Annotated in this window: 17 protein-coding genes; 8 read left to right on the top strand and 9 right to left on the bottom strand. The window is 32.3% G+C overall.

Features of this window, described 5'->3' with window-relative positions:
- Positions 1–33: 33 nt before the first annotated feature.
- The 4 genes from C8C87_RS03540 to C8C87_RS03525 all read right to left on the bottom strand — a co-directional run bounded on the left by C8C87_RS03540 (position 34) and on the right by C8C87_RS03525 (position 4,247).
- Positions 34–1,560 carry a PAS domain-containing protein gene (locus C8C87_RS03540; protein ID WP_099716107.1) on the bottom strand — a complete coding sequence of 509 codons (1,527 nt, stop codon included), beginning with the start codon at positions 1,558–1,560 and terminating at the stop codon, positions 34–36.
- A 186-nt stretch (positions 1,561–1,746) separates the two neighbouring features.
- Positions 1,747–2,643, bottom strand: a complete 897-nt coding sequence (xerD, locus tag C8C87_RS03535; RefSeq protein ID WP_099716108.1) for a site-specific tyrosine recombinase XerD — start codon at positions 2,641–2,643, stop codon at positions 1,747–1,749.
- 79 nt (positions 2,644–2,722) lie between these two features.
- On the bottom strand, positions 2,723–3,340 hold the full coding sequence (locus C8C87_RS03530) for a porin family protein (RefSeq protein WP_121343280.1): 618 nt from the start codon (positions 3,338–3,340) through the stop codon (positions 2,723–2,725).
- 316 nt (positions 3,341–3,656) lie between these two features.
- Complete coding sequence (locus tag C8C87_RS03525) at positions 3,657–4,247, bottom strand: porin family protein (RefSeq protein WP_099716109.1); 591 nt, start codon at positions 4,245–4,247, stop codon at positions 3,657–3,659.
- Between the two features lie 329 nt (positions 4,248–4,576).
- On the opposite strand from C8C87_RS03525, the gene C8C87_RS03520 reads away from it, so the two are divergent.
- From C8C87_RS03520 to C8C87_RS03510, 3 genes are all read left to right on the top strand, one after another.
- On the top strand, positions 4,577–5,143 hold the full coding sequence (locus tag C8C87_RS03520; RefSeq protein WP_099716110.1) for a porin family protein: 567 nt from the start codon (positions 4,577–4,579) through the stop codon (positions 5,141–5,143).
- Between the two features lie 78 nt (positions 5,144–5,221).
- The gene (aroQ, locus tag C8C87_RS03515; protein ID WP_099716111.1) at positions 5,222–5,635 is read left to right on the top strand and encodes a type II 3-dehydroquinate dehydratase; all 414 of its coding nucleotides are present in this window, start codon (positions 5,222–5,224) and stop codon (positions 5,633–5,635) included.
- Positions 5,636–5,732: 97 nt separating this feature from the next.
- Positions 5,733–8,219, top strand: coding sequence for a DUF5686 and carboxypeptidase regulatory-like domain-containing protein (locus tag C8C87_RS03510; protein WP_121341207.1), 2,487 nt, complete (start codon positions 5,733–5,735; stop codon positions 8,217–8,219).
- Positions 8,220–8,307: 88 nt separating this feature from the next.
- Here C8C87_RS03510 and C8C87_RS03505 read toward each other — a convergent pair whose 3' ends face one another.
- The 4 genes from C8C87_RS03505 to C8C87_RS03490 all read right to left on the bottom strand — a co-directional run bounded on the left by C8C87_RS03505 (position 8,308) and on the right by C8C87_RS03490 (position 11,799).
- Complete coding sequence (locus C8C87_RS03505) at positions 8,308–9,174, bottom strand: cation diffusion facilitator family transporter (RefSeq protein WP_099716113.1); 867 nt, start codon at positions 9,172–9,174, stop codon at positions 8,308–8,310.
- A 115-nt stretch (positions 9,175–9,289) separates the two neighbouring features.
- Positions 9,290–10,600, bottom strand: coding sequence for a UDP-N-acetylglucosamine 1-carboxyvinyltransferase (gene murA, locus C8C87_RS03500; protein WP_099716114.1), 1,311 nt, complete (start codon positions 10,598–10,600; stop codon positions 9,290–9,292).
- Between the two features lie 99 nt (positions 10,601–10,699).
- A complete protein-coding gene (locus tag C8C87_RS03495; RefSeq protein WP_099716386.1) occupies positions 10,700–11,425 on the bottom strand; it encodes a DUF4290 domain-containing protein in 726 nt (241 codons plus the stop codon).
- Positions 11,426–11,514: 89 nt separating this feature from the next.
- On the bottom strand, positions 11,515–11,799 hold the full coding sequence (locus tag C8C87_RS03490; protein WP_099716115.1) for a DUF493 family protein: 285 nt from the start codon (positions 11,797–11,799) through the stop codon (positions 11,515–11,517).
- Between the two features lie 147 nt (positions 11,800–11,946).
- Here C8C87_RS03490 and C8C87_RS03485 point away from each other — a divergent pair, with 147 nt between their 5' ends.
- The 5 genes from C8C87_RS03485 to C8C87_RS03465 all read left to right on the top strand — a co-directional run bounded on the left by C8C87_RS03485 (position 11,947) and on the right by C8C87_RS03465 (position 16,520).
- Positions 11,947–12,486, top strand: coding sequence for an AAA family ATPase (locus C8C87_RS03485; protein WP_121341204.1), 540 nt, complete (start codon positions 11,947–11,949; stop codon positions 12,484–12,486).
- A 58-nt stretch (positions 12,487–12,544) separates the two neighbouring features.
- Entirely contained in the window at positions 12,545–14,440 is a 1,896-nt protein-coding gene (locus C8C87_RS03480) for an ATP-dependent DNA helicase RecQ (protein WP_121341201.1), read from the top strand.
- Positions 14,440–15,387 carry a methionyl-tRNA formyltransferase gene (fmt, locus tag C8C87_RS03475; protein WP_121341198.1) on the top strand — a complete coding sequence of 316 codons (948 nt, stop codon included), beginning with the start codon at positions 14,440–14,442 and terminating at the stop codon, positions 15,385–15,387. Before C8C87_RS03480 ends, fmt begins: the two co-directional genes overlap by 1 nt.
- 179 nt (positions 15,388–15,566) lie before the next feature.
- Positions 15,567–15,839, top strand: coding sequence for an HU family DNA-binding protein (locus C8C87_RS03470; RefSeq protein ID WP_073017033.1), 273 nt, complete (start codon positions 15,567–15,569; stop codon positions 15,837–15,839).
- A 120-nt stretch (positions 15,840–15,959) separates the two neighbouring features.
- Positions 15,960–16,520: a YqgE/AlgH family protein gene (locus tag C8C87_RS03465; RefSeq protein ID WP_121341195.1), complete on the top strand. Its 561-nt coding sequence runs from the start codon at positions 15,960–15,962 to the stop codon at positions 16,518–16,520.
- Here C8C87_RS03465 and C8C87_RS03460 read toward each other — a convergent pair.
- Positions 16,517–17,356 carry an aminotransferase class IV gene (locus C8C87_RS03460; RefSeq protein WP_121341194.1) on the bottom strand — a complete coding sequence of 280 codons (840 nt, stop codon included), beginning with the start codon at positions 17,354–17,356 and terminating at the stop codon, positions 16,517–16,519. The genes C8C87_RS03465 and C8C87_RS03460 overlap by 4 nt on opposite strands.
- Positions 17,357–17,362 lie beyond the last annotated feature (6 nt).

The raw sequence follows: 17,362 nt of genomic DNA, 5'->3' as shown, positions 1-17,362 counted from the left end.
AAAAGATACTTTGTTATTTATCAACCCAATTAACTAATCATTCAAACTGTCGTGAAAAACGATTTTAAAAGTAGTCCCTACTCCTACTTCACTTTCAACCGAAACAGTCCCTTTCATCGATTCTATTTGATTCTTCGTGATATGCAATCCTAATCCCCTAGCTTCTTCATGCTTGTGAAATGTTTTGTACATACCAAAAAGAGAATCTCCATATTTCTTCAAATCGATGCCTAATCCATTATCTGAAATCGATAAGGTCTTTTTACCATTTTCCAATGAGAACGAGTATTTTATCTCCACTGGTTTATTAGAATTCGAATATTTTATAGCATTTGTTGTAAAATTCAACAAAACACTTTCTAGGTATGCCGGATTAAAATCGACAAAAACACCTTCAGGAATCTCATTTATGATGGTAACTTGATTGTAATTTTTTAAATTCTTGATTAAATCTAAAGTCTTATTTAAATAAAAATTCAAGTCTAATGATTTAATAGGAATGTTCGAATTACTTTGTATGAGCACCAATTGAGTCAAATTAGCAATTGTTTCGTTTAAATCATTCGAAACAGTGCGCAAATGAGCCAACATTTCTTTGTTACTCTCTAAATTATCATCCTCATCTATAATGTCTAATAGTGATTTAATATTTCCTGCTTGTGTATTTAAATTATGGGATACAATATGTGAAAAATTCAATAGTCGGCTATTTTGCTGACTAAACAATTCCATTGTTCGCACTAATTCTAGCTCTTTTTCTTTTTGCGAAGAAATATCAGTATGCGTGCCAATAACTCGTAATGGCTTCCCATCTTCATCACGCTCAATTACTTTTCCTCTGTCTAAAATCCATTTGTATTTCCCGCTGGAGGTTAAAACACGGTGGTAATTTTCATAAAAAGGTATTTTATTATCAAAATGATCATGGATTTCAGAGTAATATTTTTCTAAATCATCCGGATGCACAATTTCGTCCCAACGTTCCGGATTATCAAAAATATCCAAAGACTCTTGCTCCAGGATTTTCATCGATTGTGAGGAATAAAAAACTTTATTGGTCGTTAAATCCCAATCCCATACTCCTGCTGTAGAAGCTTCAAGAGCAAATTTAAATCGTTCTTCAGAAATTTTAAGCTTGATTTCCTGTTCTTTTAAGTCAGTTACATCTGAAATTCTTCCATAAAAAGCAATATTCCCATCAGGATATAATTCTGGTTTTGATGAAACTTTAAGCCATCTCAATCCCTTTTCAGGTAATAAAACCCGAAACTCAAAATCCCATCTTGTAATATTCCTTTTTGCATTTACCAATGACTGAAAAAAAGACAATCGGTCAGCTTCAAATATCCTGTTATAGATCACATATTTGTCACTGTCAACAAAATGATTTGAAGACAGCTCAAAAAAATCGTTTACCGATTTACTCACTAAAGGAAACAAATAGGTATTGTCAGGAGCAATCACAAATTCAAAAATTAAATCTGGAATCTCATTAAATAATTTACTGTAAAAATCATTTACCTCTTGGCAATTTCCGTTTTGGGGAAAATCAAAAACCATATTCTTTTATAACATTTAATACGTGAACAATTTAGATTATATTTTTTATTTAACAGGCAAATTAACAATAAAATCCCACCAATTTGATGAGATTATAAACTGAATTTTCAGAAATTTAATTTTAGGCTTAATCCGTAAACCTTTTCTTTCTTAAACAATTCTAAATTTTAAATTATTAACAAAATGTTATTTTCTAGGATGAAATGAATTTAGAACTTGTGTCAGAAACGTTCTGTCAAGATGTACATATATTTCTGTCGTTGTTATCGATTCATGCCCAAGCATCAATTGTATAGAGCGCAAATCAGCCCCGTTTTCTAAAAGATGAGTAGCAAAAGAATGTCGTAAAGTATGCGGACTTATCGTTTTATTCAAATCTATTTTGACCGCTAAGTTTTTAATAATAGTAAAAATCATAGCCCTGGTTAACTGTTTCCCTCTTCTGTTTAAAAAGAGCGTATCCTCAAAACCTTTTTGAATAGTGATATGAGTTCTAATGGTATTCCTGTAAATTTGAATGTACTTCTGCGTCAAATCACTTATGGGCACAAAACGCTGTTTATTTCCTTTACCCGTTATTTTAACAAAACCTTCCTCAAAAAATAAATCCGAAATTTTCAAAGAAACTAATTCGGAAACCCGCAATCCACATCCATAAAGCGTTTCGAGCATGGCGCGATTGCGTTCACCTTCGTTAGTGGTTAAGTCAATCGCAAAAATAAGACTATCAATCTCATCCACGGATAAAGTGTCCGGGAGTTTCCTGCCAGTTTTAGGAGTTTCAATAAGTTCTAATGGATTATCTACCCGATAATCTTCAAATATCAAATAACTAAAAAAACTTTTAAGCCCTGAAATGATTCTGGCTTGTGAACGTGGATTGACTTCCTTAGCTACACTATAAATAAATTGCTGAACTGTTTCTTCTCCAATTTTAATCGGTGAAACAACAATTTCATTTTTAGTCAAAAAAAGACACAACCGTTCAATATCGAAAGAATAATTATCTATAGTATTCTTAGACAAACCGCGTTCGATTTTCAAGTATGACTGATAGCTTTTGATACAGGAAATCCAATTCATAGTTACAAAGTAAAGCTTTTTTGAGCATAAAAAAAGCCTCCCAAATTGAGAGGCCTAAAATTATATATTTTTTAAAATATTAAAATTTGTATCCTAATGAAATTGACAACACACTGTTATTCAGCTTAGAATCATCACCAGAATCTGTTTTTGCGATATTAGACAAACCTAAATTATATCTTAAGCCAGCTGAGATATTATCTGTAAAGTCATATCCTGCCCCAAAATTAAGTCCGAAATCTACCGATTCGAAACTATCTTTAACATCTTCTTCTCCCTCATTTCCATTTACCTCAGCTACTGTTTTTGCAGCTACTAAAAACCCAACTTGTGGTCCGATTTCTAGATTAAATTTTTCAGCAGCATAATATTTTAACATCAAAGGCACATTTATATAAGACAAATTAATCTTGGCTTCAGCTAAATAAACAGCATTATCTAATTCAAATTCAAACTCATCAATTTTTGTTCCTTGCATCGAATACAAAGCTTCTGGTTGAAATGTAAGTTTATCTGATAATTTAACCGCTACAAAAGCTCCAACATTAAATCCTGGCTTTAATTTTAGATCCAGACCATCAGTATCACCCGTAAATGTAGAAAGATTTAATCCTCCTTTAAGCCCAAATTTTGCTTCTTGTGCATTTGCGAATCCAAATGCAAATACTGCTACTGCAGTTAAAATAATTTTTTTCATTTGATTGTTTTTTTTAACAAACATAAGAAAAACCTCAGAATAAGTACTTTTTTTCTATAATAAAAAGTAAAAACTCATTGTAAGTTTATTTTGAGATATTTAATCAATTTTAATTAAATATATGAATTTCAATAATTTAATATCACTTCTCTAACGGAATTTAGTGAGTTTATTTTTTAAAACAATCCAATTAAATTTAACAATATAAAACTTATAAAAAAAAATAGATTGAAAGTTCATTTGAAGAAAATATCGATTTAATTACATAAAAAAACCTCCCAAATTGGGAGGCTTAGAATATAACTTTTTAAAAATATTAAAATTTGTAACCTACTGAAATTTGAAAAACAGAATTTTTAGATTCATCTTCTCCGGGGAAAATTTCATCCTGCAAACGTGTCAGGCCTAAACTATAACGCACACCAATCATAAAGTTTGGCGTAATATCATATCCTGCACCAAAATTCAAACTTACATCGGTTGATTTAAGCTCGTCCTTAACGTCCTCAGATTCTCCACCGGATTTAGCTTTGGCTGATACTAAAAATCCTATTTGAGGACCTAATTCAAGACTAAAAGCATCCGCTACATAATATTTAGCCATAACCGGAATAGTAATGTAATCTAATTTCAAATCTCCACTTATCCCCTCAAACTCTAATTCCGTTCCTTGCGCAGAGTACAAAACTTCAGGTTGAATAGCGAATTTATTACTAATCATAAATTCTCCAAAAAAACCAACATGAAATCCTACTAAAGATTTAGTATTTACTCCATCTACATCAGCATTAGTAATTGTGGAGATATTCAAACCTCCTTTAACCCCAAATGCCATATCTGCTTTTTCTTGAGCATTCACAAAACCAAAAGTGAACACCATAACTACCATTAAAATAATTTTTTTCATGATTCATCATTTAAAATTAATACTACCAAAGTTAAAAAAATCAAATAGGAGAAGGCTTATTTGAAAGAAAAACTCGTTGAGTATCAAATAAATCAGATTAAAAACAGTAAAAAATATAGTTTATAACTATCTGACTATCATTATTTTATATTTTTAATAAATTTAAAAACATAAAAAACAAGTAAAAATAGAGCACTTAAAATTGCTTTTGTAATTTATTGGACTAATTTTTGCAAGAATTGGTTTTAAGAAAAATTAGACAATAATACTTAAACAAAATAGTTTTAAGTAAAAGTCCCAATTCAATTATTAATATAAAAAAACAAATTATGAAGAGAATAATTTTAGTAGCAGTAGTACTTCTTGCCGCGTCTGTAGACATGCAAGCTCAATTGGTCAAGTTTGGAATTAAAGCTGGTTTAAACTATGCCAATCAAACTGGAAGCGAAGTGACAATCAATTCGACAAATTACAATTCAACAGATGCTATCACCAGTTATCATGCTGGACTAGTAGCCGAGATTAAGTTAACCGATGGTTTTTCAGTTCAACCCGAATTATTGTACTCTACTCAAGGTGCAACCTATAAGAATGCTGCTGAAGAATTCAAAAATGAATTAGGTTACCTGTCTATTCCTGTTTTAGCAAAATTTCATTTGAATAAAACAGTCAGTCTTGATCTTGGCCCACAAGCATCCTTTTTATTGAGCGAAAGAAATGATTTTGATATAGAAAACGCAGAAACTTTTGAGTTTGGTGTAGCAGGAGGATTAGGATTTAATATCACTAAAAACTTCTTTTTACAAGGTCGTTATGTACTAGGATTAACTGAAGCGTCAAAAGAGGCTGAAGTTAAAAACTCTGTGGTACAAATATCAGCTGGATTTACGTTCTAATTCCAATAAAAAAATTAAATTTATCAAAACCGTTCTTTAAATTAGAACGGTTTTTTTATTTTTACCAAAACTGGAATTATGAAAATTAGTATTATCAACGGACCAAATCTCAATCTTTTAGGAAAACGCGAACCAGAAGTTTATGGCAGCTTAACTTTTGAAGAATATTTTACGACTTTACAAATAAAATTTCCAACAATAGAATTCTCTTATTTTCAGAGTAATATTGAAGGGGAATTAATTGATAAAATTCAGGAATTTGGTTTCACCTACGATGGTATTATTCTAAATGCTGGCGCTTATACCCACACTTCCATTGGCATTGGTGACGCCATAAAAGCTATCACAACTCCAGTTGTTGAAGTCCATATTTCGAATACATTTTCACGTGAAAGTTTCAGACATCAGTCCTACATTTCTGGAAATGCAAAAGGAGTAATCTTAGGTTTTGGTTTAAAAAGTTATGAATTGGCTATCCAATCTTTCGTGTAAGTCACATTTTAGAATAAAAATATTCTTATAAATGTTTAACAAATAATTAATAGCCTCTTTTTAAACTTCTTATATTTTTGTGAAAGAAAAAACTTTCATGAGAAAATACTACCTACTTCTAATTTCATTGGTATCGCTTACGAACCATGCACAAATAAAAGGAACCGTTTCTGACGAAAAAGGGAATCCCCTGCCTTTTGTGACTATTTTTCAAGAAGAAACCTATAATGGGACTACCTCAAATGAAGTAGGAAAATATGAGCTGAATTTGAAGAAAGCGGAAAAGCAAACAGTAGTATTTCAATTTTTAGGTTTTAAAACGCAACGAATAACAATTCAGACGGATAAATTACCTTATTCTTTTGACGTTAAAATGATTGAAGAAAGTTATTCTTTGAACGAAGTGGTTATCAACACTAAAATCAATCCTGCAATTGCTATCATAAAAAATGCGATTGCCAGTAAAAAAGAAAATACTGAAAAAACAGCACGTTTCAATGCTGATTTTTACTCCAGAGGAATTTTCAAACTAAAAAATGCCCCTAAAAAAATATTTGGCCAAAAAATTGGTGATATGAATGGTTCTTTGGATTCTACAGGAACGGGAATTATTTCATTGTCTGAAACTTTTTCTAAAATTACTTTTGAGAAACCCAATAATTTAAGAGAAGTCGTAACTGCCTCCAAAGTAAGTGGAAGAGATAACGGCTACAGTTACAATACGGCCAGATCTTCGTTTTATGACTTCTATGATAATACAATTGACTTTGGGGTTAATATGATTTCTCCAATCTCAAATAATGCTTTCAATTATTATACATACAAATTAGAAAGTACTTTTTATGATGCCAATAATCAAATGATTAATAAAATAAAAGTTACTGCAAAACGTGACAGCGAACCTGTTTTTGAAGGTTACATTTATATTGTTGAAGATTCTTGGGCCATATATGCCGTTGACTTGGATATTAAAGGTTACCGAATGAAAGAAGAATTTGTAGATGTAATGACCTTAAAACAAAACTTCAGTTACAACAAAAGCAACAAAATATGGGCAAAAAATACCCAAAGTCTCGATATTACAGCCGGAGCCTTTGGAATAAAATTCGATGGGAAATATACCTATGTCTATAGTAATTATGAATTTGTGAACTCCTTTGCTAAAAAAACGTTTACAAATGAAATTACAAGTGTCGAAATAAATTCAAATAAAAAAGATTCTATTTTTTGGAATAGCAACAGACCCATTCCTTTAACCATTGAGGAAAGCAATGATTACATTCGAAAAGACAGTATTTATAAGGTTCGAAATTCTAAAAAATATTTAGATTCTATTGATGCAAAAGGAAACAAATTCAAACTGCTGAAAATCTTAACGGGTTATACTTATAGAAACAGTTCAGAGAAAAATGCCTTTAGTTATGAAGGATTACTAAATCTAGGTTCTCTAAGTTTCAATACCGTACAAGGGTATAATTTTGATTCGGGCTTTAGATACACTAACTGGAAAAATCAAGAAAAGAAAGGAATATATACTTCTATAAGTACTAAACTCAACTACGGTTTTGCTGAAGATCGTTTGCGTTTAACAGGACAATTTATCCATCGGTTCAACAATCAGAATTATGCCACTTTATACTTGACCGGAGGAAATACAGTGAAACAATTTAATGCAGAACAACCCATTAGTGCTACTATAAATTCGATAAGTTCATTAGCATTTAAGAACAATTATATGAAGCTGTATAACCTTGAATTTGCAACAATTGGCTATAGCCAAGATATTGCAAATGGAGTGAACCTAAATGGAAAAATAGAATACCAACAACGTAAACCATTATTCAACAATACTGATTTCTCATTTTTTAACAAAAATGATTTATACACTTCGAATAATCCTTTGGCACCGGATGATTTCACAACTCCAGCTTTTGAAAAACATCATTTGATGAAAGCGAATCTAAATGCGAGAATAAATTTTGGAAATAAATATTCTTCCCGTCCAGACGGAAAATATAATATTAGAAATGGAAAATATCCCACATTATTTTTAGGGTATGAAAAAGGCTTTGCTGCCAATGAAAAAAAATATGAATTTGACCACATAAATGCACGATTAACTTATGATTTAAAATTAGAAAATAAAGGAACTCTAGGAATGAATTTAAAAGCCGGGAAATTCCTGAATGCAGAAAATATCTCTTTTGTAGATTACAAACATTTCAATGGAAATCAAACACACATAGGTCAGACAGAGCGCTACTTGAATGTTTTTAACTTATTGCCTTATTATTCTAACAGTACAAATAACCGTTATTTTGAAGCACACGCAGAATACAATGACGAAGGATATTTTATGAATAAAATTCCGTTGTTGAATAAATTAAAATCAACATTAATTCTGGGTGCTCATACACTTTCTACACCAAATGTTAAGCCATACACTGAGTTCACGGTAGGCTTAGATAATTTAGGATTTGGAAAATTTAAGATGCTAAGAATTGACTATGTACGTTCCTACCAAAATGGATTTCAAGGTGACGGAGTAGTTTTTGGACTTAAATTTTTAAATATTTTAGAGTAAAACTTCCACAAGAAAAAAAGGCACAAGAAATAATCTTCTTGTGCCTTTTTTAGCTTTTATAAATTTCAAAATGAATTAAATTATAAAATTAATTCGGTTCTACATGAATTAAAACATGACCTAATTCAGGTATTTCCTCCCGCAACGTATCTTTCAGTTTATGTGCTAAGTCATGCCCTTCTTTTACCGTAATATTCGAATCTACAATTGCATGTAAATCTACGTGATATTGCATTCCTGCTTTTCTAATAAAACACTTTTCGGTATCTATTATTCCGTCTACTTGAAGTGAAACTATTCTAATTTGCTCTATCAAATCATCGTATAAATGTTCATCCATGATTTCGCCCAAAGCGGGTCTAAAAATAAGATAACTGTTATAAAGAATGAATCCCGATGCAAAAAGTGCTGCCCAATCATCGGCTGATTCGTATCCATTTCCTAAAATCAAAGCAATTGAAATCCCAAGAAATGCCGCTACAGATGTTATAGCATCGCTACGATGGTGCCAAGCATCAGCTCTTAATGAGGAACTATTTGTTTGAATACTCCTTTTCATCACTACTCTAAAGGAATACTCTTTCCAAATGATTATTGCCCCTAGAACGATTAATGTCCATGGTTTTGGCAATTCATGTGGCGTACCAATATTGATGATACTTTCATAAGCAATGATGGTGGCAGAAGTGATTAAGAAACCAACAACCAAAAAAGTGATTAAAGGCTCTGCCCTTCCATGTCCGTAAGGATGATTTTTATCTGCAGGTTTATTCGAATATTTTATTCCAAATAAAACTAAAAATGAAGCAAAAATATCCGTGGTAGATTCAATTGCGTCCGCTATTAAAGCATACGAATTTCCAAAAAAACCTGCCAGACCTTTAATAATGGCCAAAGATGTATTTCCAATAATACTAAAATAAGTGGCCTTTATCGCTGTTTGTTCCGTTGACATGCTCTTTTTCTAAAGATGAATTAAAATTAAAAACGTTTAAGTAAACCGTATTGAATGGTTAGATTCAAATCCTATTTGGTTTACTTAAACGATATTTTGTAATTATTTATTTGATTTATGCACGTACAATATTAGCTCCAATAGCTCTCAATCGTTCGTCAATGCGTTCGTACCCTCTGTCTATTTGTTCAATATTCTGAATTGTACTCGTTCCTTTTGCTGAAAGCGCAGCAATCAATAATGAGATTCCTGCACGAATATCTGGTGAAGACATTGTGGTGGCTTTCAATTGTGATTTGAAATCGTGTCCCATAACAACGGCACGGTGTGGATCACACAACATGATTTTAGCCCCCATATCGATTAATTTATCCACAAAGAACAATCTGCTTTCAAACATTTTTTGATGAATCAAAACATCACCTCTCGCTTGAGTGGCAACTACAAGAACAATACTCAATAAATCTGGAGTAAATCCAGGCCAAGGAGCATCTGCAATTGTTAAAATAGAACCGTCAATATCTGTTTTTACTTCATATCCATCTACGTGAGCAGGAATGTAAATATCATCTCCTTTACGCTCCAGGGTAATTCCAAGTTTTCTAAAAGTATTAGGAATTACTCCTAAGTTATCCCAACTTACATCTTTTATCGTAATTTCTGATTTTGTCATTGCAGCAAGACCTATCCAACTTCCTATTTCAATCATATCCGGAAGAATTCTATGCTCACAACCACCTAAACTTTCAACACCTTCAATAGTCAATAAGTTAGACCCAACGCCTGTAATTTTAGCTCCCATGGAGTTTAACATCTTACACAATTGTTGTAAATAAGGTTCACAAGCAGCATTATAAACTGTTGTTTTTCCTTTGGCCAAAACGGCAGCCATAACAATATTTGCTGTTCCGGTAACTGAAGCTTCGTCCAGTAACATATCGGCACCTTTCAATCCTTTAGGCGCTTCTACTCCATAAAAATGATCTTCTCTATTGTAACGGAATTTTGCTCCAAGATTTATAAATCCTTCAAAGTGAGTATCTAATCTTCTACGTCCAATTTTATCACCACCTGGTTTTGGAATATATCCTTTTCCAAATCGTGCCAAAAGTGGTCCAACAATCATAATCGATCCACGAAGAGAACCGCCTTCTTTCTTGAATGCTTCGGTTTCTAAATACTGAATATTTACTTCATCAGCTTGAAAAGTATACGAGCCAGATCCTGTTTTTTGGATTTTAACTCCTAAGTTTCCTAAAAGTGTAATTAGTTTATTGATGTCAATAATATCAGGAATATTATTAATAATCACTTTTTCAGGGGTTAAAAGAACAGCACATAAAATTTGTAATGCTTCATTTTTGGCTCCTTGTGGCGTGATTTCTCCTTTAAGACTAATGCCGCCTTCTATTTTAAAAATTCCCATATTTTTTTACAATTATGAATTATGAATGAATAAACTATGAATTGATAAACTACGGTTTTTTAAACTCATAACTTATAATTGATACCTTATAACTAAATTTTACAACGGTTTTCTATTTTGATTTTTGTGAATCGGATTTGGTTTTCCAGTTTTTGTATTCTTATTACTTTGAATTTTTGGAGGACCAGCCGGTGAGATTTTATTAGAAACTCGCTTATTGGTTCGCAATAAATCAGTGGTATTAAGAAGCTCTTCGGTACTTTGAAGCAAATTCAATTTACCGCCTGACAATTCATATAAATGTTCGAAAATAACATCATCCTTAACAGTGTCTTTGTTCCAACTCAAATAGGATTTTTTCATGTGATTAGCAATAACTTTCACTAAAGCACTTTTCATTTCACCATCTTCCCATTTATTGGCTACATCAATCATGTATTTTATGTTGTTGCCGTAGTATCTGTATTTTGGAAAATTCTGAGGATAACTTAATACATCCGGCTTCAATTGTAATACTTCACGGGATGGAATTGGATATGGAGAATCAGCCACTAATTTAAAATCAGACATAATAAAAATCTGATCCCACAACTTGTGCTGAAAATCAGGAACATCACGCAAATGTGGATTCAAACTTCCCATAACCTGAATAATGTATTTTGCCGCTTTGTTGCGTTCTACATCATCTTCAATTTTAGTTGCCTGATCAATCAGTTTTTGCAAATGGCGTCCATATTCTGGAATAATCAAATGCGATCTTTCCGCATTATATTCCAAATGATGCACCACATCGTTCGAGTTTTCTTTAATATATTTTGAATTCATATTCGAATGTATATTTTATAATCTTACATGCTCTTTTTCGAAGATTTGCAATCATTCGATTGTATATGCATCAAAATTTAGTTTTATATCTAAAGAGAAATAATTCCCTTAATGGTAGAAACTTCTAGGTATTTATCTACTATTTCTTGTGAATCTTTCATGGTTACGTCAACAGATATACTGGTAAACTTACCCGTCTTAGATTTTGTCGTTTTTATGACCGCTCCCATACAATCAAAAGCCAGTTGAACACGTTCGATATTGTCCTCTTCAGTTGGCACAATAAATTTAAACAAGTATTCTGCCGGCCATGTATTGCTCATGTCCAACTCTACTTTTAATCTATCATAAAATTCTTGAGTGTTCTTATCCATTTTTCATTTAAAAATAAAGGCAAATATACAGTTTCAAACGTAAATTATGAATTTTGAATTATGATTTTTTACCTAATATTATTTTAACCGCAATCATTTTTTCAAATCCCAATAAGTTTAAGTAAATTTGCCCCTTATTTTTTAAAGGTGCAGAAAGAAATCATAGTTATCATTGGCGGTCCAGGAACAGGTAAAACAACTATCATCGATGGATTGATAGCCAAAGGACATTGTTGTTATCCCGAAATTTCACGGGAAGTAACTTTGGAAGCAAAAAAACAAGGAATTGAGCAATTATTCCTCGAAAAACCACTCTTATTCAGTGAATTACTCCTTGAAGGAAGAAAAAAACAGTTTCATAATGCTTCCAAAGAGCCACATGAAATCGTTTTTATTGACCGAGGAATTCCAGATGTTTTAGCTTACATGCATTACATTGGCGATAGCTATCCTGCGTCTTTTGACATAGCTTGTCGCGAACATACGTACTCAAAAATCTTCATTCTTCCGCCTTGGGAAGAAATTTATATTAGCGATCACGAACGTTATGAAAACTTCGAACAAGCTAAACTTATCTATAATCACCTTACTGAAACGTATCAAAGTTACGGTTACGAACTCATAGAAGTTCCTAAAGATACTCTGGATAACAGAATTCTTTTTATCTTAGATGAAATTTCTAAATAATTTTCGAGTTTAGAAGTTACAATTTGGGATTTTTTCTACGAATTGAAATCTGTAATCTATGCAAGAAGCGTTAGCTATTCTTCAAAAATATTGGAAACACGACAAATTCAGGTCGCTGCAAAAGGAAATTATCGATTCCGTTTTAAGTGGTCAAGATACCTTTGCATTGATGCCAACCGGAGGAGGAAAATCTATATGTTTCCAGATTCCGGCAATGATGAACGAGGGAATTTGTCTGGTAATTTCGCCATTAGTAGCGCTGATGAAAGATCAAGTTGCTAATTTGCAAAAGCAAAATATCAAAGCCATTGCATTAACTGGTGGCATCAGATCCGAAGAAATGATTGATTTATTGGATAATTGCCAATTCGGTAATTATAAATTCCTCTATTTATCCCCGGAACGCTTACAATCTGACTGGATTTTGGACCGAATAAAAAGCCTTCCCATAAACTTAATTACCATTGATGAAGCGCATTGCGTATCACAATGGGGACACGATTTCCGACCTGCTTATTTGAAGATTTCGGCATTAAAAAAACATTTCCCAAAAGTACCTTTCCTTGCATTAACGGCTACTGCAACTCCAAAAGTCAAAGAAGATATCATCACTGAACTTGGATTGCATGATGTACACGTTTTTGAGAAATCATTTGCAAGAGAAAATATCGCCTACATGGTTTTTGAAGTAGAAGACAAACTTTTCAGAATAGAACAAATCCTGAAGAAAAATCCAGAATCATCTATCATTTATGTTCGAAACAGAAAATCCTGTCTGGACATTTCGGCACAACTGAATTCATTAGGATTTAAAGCAACATATTATCACGGCGGACTTTCGTCCAAAGAAAAAGATAAAAACATGCAATTATGGATGAATGAAGACGTTCAGGTTATTGTGGCCACCAACGCCTTCGGGATGGGAATTGACAAAGCCAATGTAAAAACCGTAATCCACATTCAACTACCGGAAAATTTAGAGAATTATTACCAAGAAGCGGGACGCGCAGGAAGAAATGGAGAAAAAGCCTATGCTGTTTTACTAACAAGCCCTTCGGATATAATTCAGGCTGAAAACCAATTTATAAATATTCTTCCAGATAAAAAGTTCTTGAATCTCATGTATGTCAAACTCTGCAATTATTTTCAGATAGCTTACGGAGAAGGAATCAACGAGCAGTTTACATTCAATTTGCATCATTTTTGTTTAAAATATGAATTCCCCACATTGAAAACATACAATGCAATGCAATTTCTGGACAGACAAGGAATTATCAATTTGTCTCAAGAGTTTTCTGAAAAAATTACATTACAATTTCTTATTCCTTCCAAAGAAGTGATTCGGTATATGAGTTTGAATCCGAATGACGAAGAAATTATTTTGGCAATATTGAGAACCTATCCCGGGATTTATGAAATGCAAACCGCTTTCAACTTACAATTGATTGCCAAAAAATCAAATCATAAAGAAGCTGAAATACAAGCGGTCTTACATAAACTGAAAGGAAAAGAAATTATTGAGTACCATTCGAAAAATAATGATTCCACACTAATTTTTAATGAAGTTCGGGAAGATGAAAGAACTATCAGTAGGGTTTCAAAATATTTAGAAAATCAAAATCAACTAAAGAAAGAACAACTTCAATCCGTTCTGAATTATATTACCGAAAAAAAGGTTTGCAAGAACAAGCTTATCTTGAATTATTTTGGAGAAAAAACGGATGTTGATTGTGGAATTTGTTCCTTTTGCATTACCAAGAAAAACAAGAAAAAAGACAACACGTCACTTTCTGCAGCAATCATTGCTTTATTACAGTCCGAAGATTTAAATTCGAGAGACATACAAAACAGAACTAAAAATAACCCTGACGAAGTTATCTTTGCACTTCAGAATTTATTAGAAAATAACACAATTTTGGTTAAACCAAATAATAAATATACTTTAAAATCATAATGGAAAAATTACGAATTGTTTTTATGGGAACGCCCGAATTTGCAGTGGGAATATTAGATACCATACTCAAAAACAACTACGAAGTTGTTGGTGTCATTACTGCCGCAGATAAACCTGCCGGTCGTGGACAAAAATTAAAATATTCAGCAGTAAAAGAATATGCGCTGGCTAACAATCTTACTTTATTACAGCCAGTAAATCTTAAAGACGAAACTTTTTTATCGGAATTGAAATCGTTGAATGCTAATTTACAAATCGTAGTTGCCTTTAGAATGTTACCAAAAGTAGTTTGGGAAATGCCAGCGTTAGGCACTTTCAATCTTCATGCCTCGCTCCTGCCGAATTATCGCGGAGCAGCGCCTATAAACTGGGCAATAATAAATGGAGAGACAAAAACGGGTGTGACTACTTTTTTTATTGATGACAAAATTGATACCGGTGCAATGATTTTAAGTGCCGAAACACCTATCAATGAAACCGAAAATGCAGGTCAATTGCATGACCGATTAATGGATCTTGGAAGCAAGACCGTTATTAATACTTTGGAGATGATTGAAAAAGGCAATGTATCCACAATTATTCAAAAAGACACTGCCGATATTAAAACGGCTTACAAACTTAATAAAGAGAATTGCAAAATTGACTGGACAAAACCAGCTTTAGAAATCAACAATTTAATTCGAGGTTTGAGTCCATATCCAGCAGCGTGGTGTTTCATTCAGGACAAGAATGAAGAATGGAATGTAAAAATATACGAAGCTAAAATTGTTTTAGAAGATCATAATTACAGCATTGGAAGTTTGATTTGTACCAAAAAAGAAATGAAGATTGCGGTAGAAAATGGATTTATTCAAGTGCTAAGTTTGCAGTTTCCAGGCAAAAAGAAGATGAATACGGCAGAATTACTTAATGGAATTGCATTTTCAGCTGAAGCAAAGGCTCATTAACATCAATAAAAACGGGCGTTTAATTGGCTTTAGTAAGAAATAACTTTCTAATTATTAACAAAAGAAATAAGTTATTAACAAAATAAACTAAAATCAAGCAAAACACTTGCAAGGAACGTATTTCCTACTAAATTTGTGTATTAACAATTTTTTTAACCAACAATTAATAACTAATTATTATGAACAAATCAGAATTAATCGATGCTATCGCTGCTGATGCAGGAATTACTAAAGCTGCAGCAAAATTGGCTTTAGAGTCGTTTTTAGGTAATGTAGGCGGAACTTTGAAAAAAGGTGGAAGAGTATCTTTAGTAGGTTTCGGATCATGGTCTGTTTCTGCTAGAGCTGCAAGAGACGGTAGAAATCCTCAAACAGGAAAAACTATTCAAATCGCTGCTAAAAATGTAGTAAAATTTAAAGCAGGTGCAGAATTAGAAGGTGCGGTAAACTAATTTTAGTTCCCCCAATATAATCAAAACCTTCCATCTGGAAGGTTTTTTTATGCGTTTCAACGATTTTATTTTGCATTATTATAATAAAAAACTTAAATTTAATAAAAAAAACACATTCCGATGATTACAGATAAACTAAAGAAAGGATATTTGCTTATAGCAGAGCCTACGATAATTGGGGATCTATCATTCAACAGATCGGTGATTTTATTAGCTGATTACAACGAAGAAGGATCAGTTGGTTTTATAATTAACAAACCCTTGAAATATACTATACATGATTTAATTCCGGATATAGACGCGCGATTTAAGATTTATAATGGCGGTCCGGTAGAACAAGACAACCTCTATTTTATACATAACATTCCAGAATTGATTCCCAATAGCATCGAAATCTCTAATGGAATTTACTGGGGAGGTGATTTTGAATCGACAAAGGAATTAATCAACAAAGGAGCCATTAACAACGATAACATCCGATTCTTTCTAGGTTATACAGGTTGGAATGAAAACCAACTAGAAAACGAAATGGAAAGTCATTCCTGGATTATTACCGCTAATAGCTACGAGAATAAAATAATTGGAAAATCAGCAACTCATTTCTGGAAAGAGCAAATCATGGAATTGGGAGGAGAATATATTATCTGGTCCAATGCCCCTGAAAATCCATACTTAAATTAAGTTGTACTGATCATTTCATTAAGTTTCGCTAACAATTCAACAGATACATTCGTACTGAATGCTTTTTTTCGGTATTGTGTTATCGGTTGAATTCCTTTTATGACATTTGTAATAAATAATTCATCTGCTTTTTGAAGGTCAAATGGTGAGATTACTTCCTCTACAACTTCTAAATTTCCTAGTTTTTTAGCCAAACTTAGAATTTGTTTTCTCATAACACCATTCAAGCATCCTTCAGAGACCGGAGGTGTAACTAATTTGTTTCCCAAGAGCATGAAGATATTACCCTGTAAAGCTTCTACAACATTTTTACTATCGTTCAACAGCAAACAATTATCTAGACCATTTTCATTTGCAAAAATGCTTCCTGTTATGTTTATAATTTTATTGGTTGTTTTAATAGACGAAAGCAATTGTTTTGTAATGTAAAAATCCTTGTATAAATCAACTTCATATTGCTTTTTTTCAATTGAATACAACGTATTTTCAAGCGCTATTGAATGAATTAGAAAAGATACCGAATTATTTTGCGGCAAATAATATCCACCGTCATTTCTATAAACGGTAATTCGAGCACGAGAAGAATTTAGCACTTGATTTTTTGCGACTAAAGAAAGTATTTGCTCTTCAAGGTATTCCATGGTAAAATTCATCGGAATTTCCATCCTAACAACACGCATTGAAGACATTAACCTAAAATAATGATCCTCGAAAAAAAGGATTTTATTGTTTATTATTTTAACCGTTTCAAAAACGGCATCGCCATATAAAAAAGCTCTATTTTGTGTCAATATATTAGCATCCTCAGATACAATAGTTCCATTAAAATTAATCATAAAAAA

This window comes from Flavobacterium sp. 120 (assembly GCF_003633605.1).
Lineage (GTDB): Bacteria > Bacteroidota > Bacteroidia > Flavobacteriales > Flavobacteriaceae > Flavobacterium > Flavobacterium algoritolerans.
Note: the sequence above shows the minus strand (reverse complement) of the source record. Positions and strands in the feature narration are given on the sequence as shown.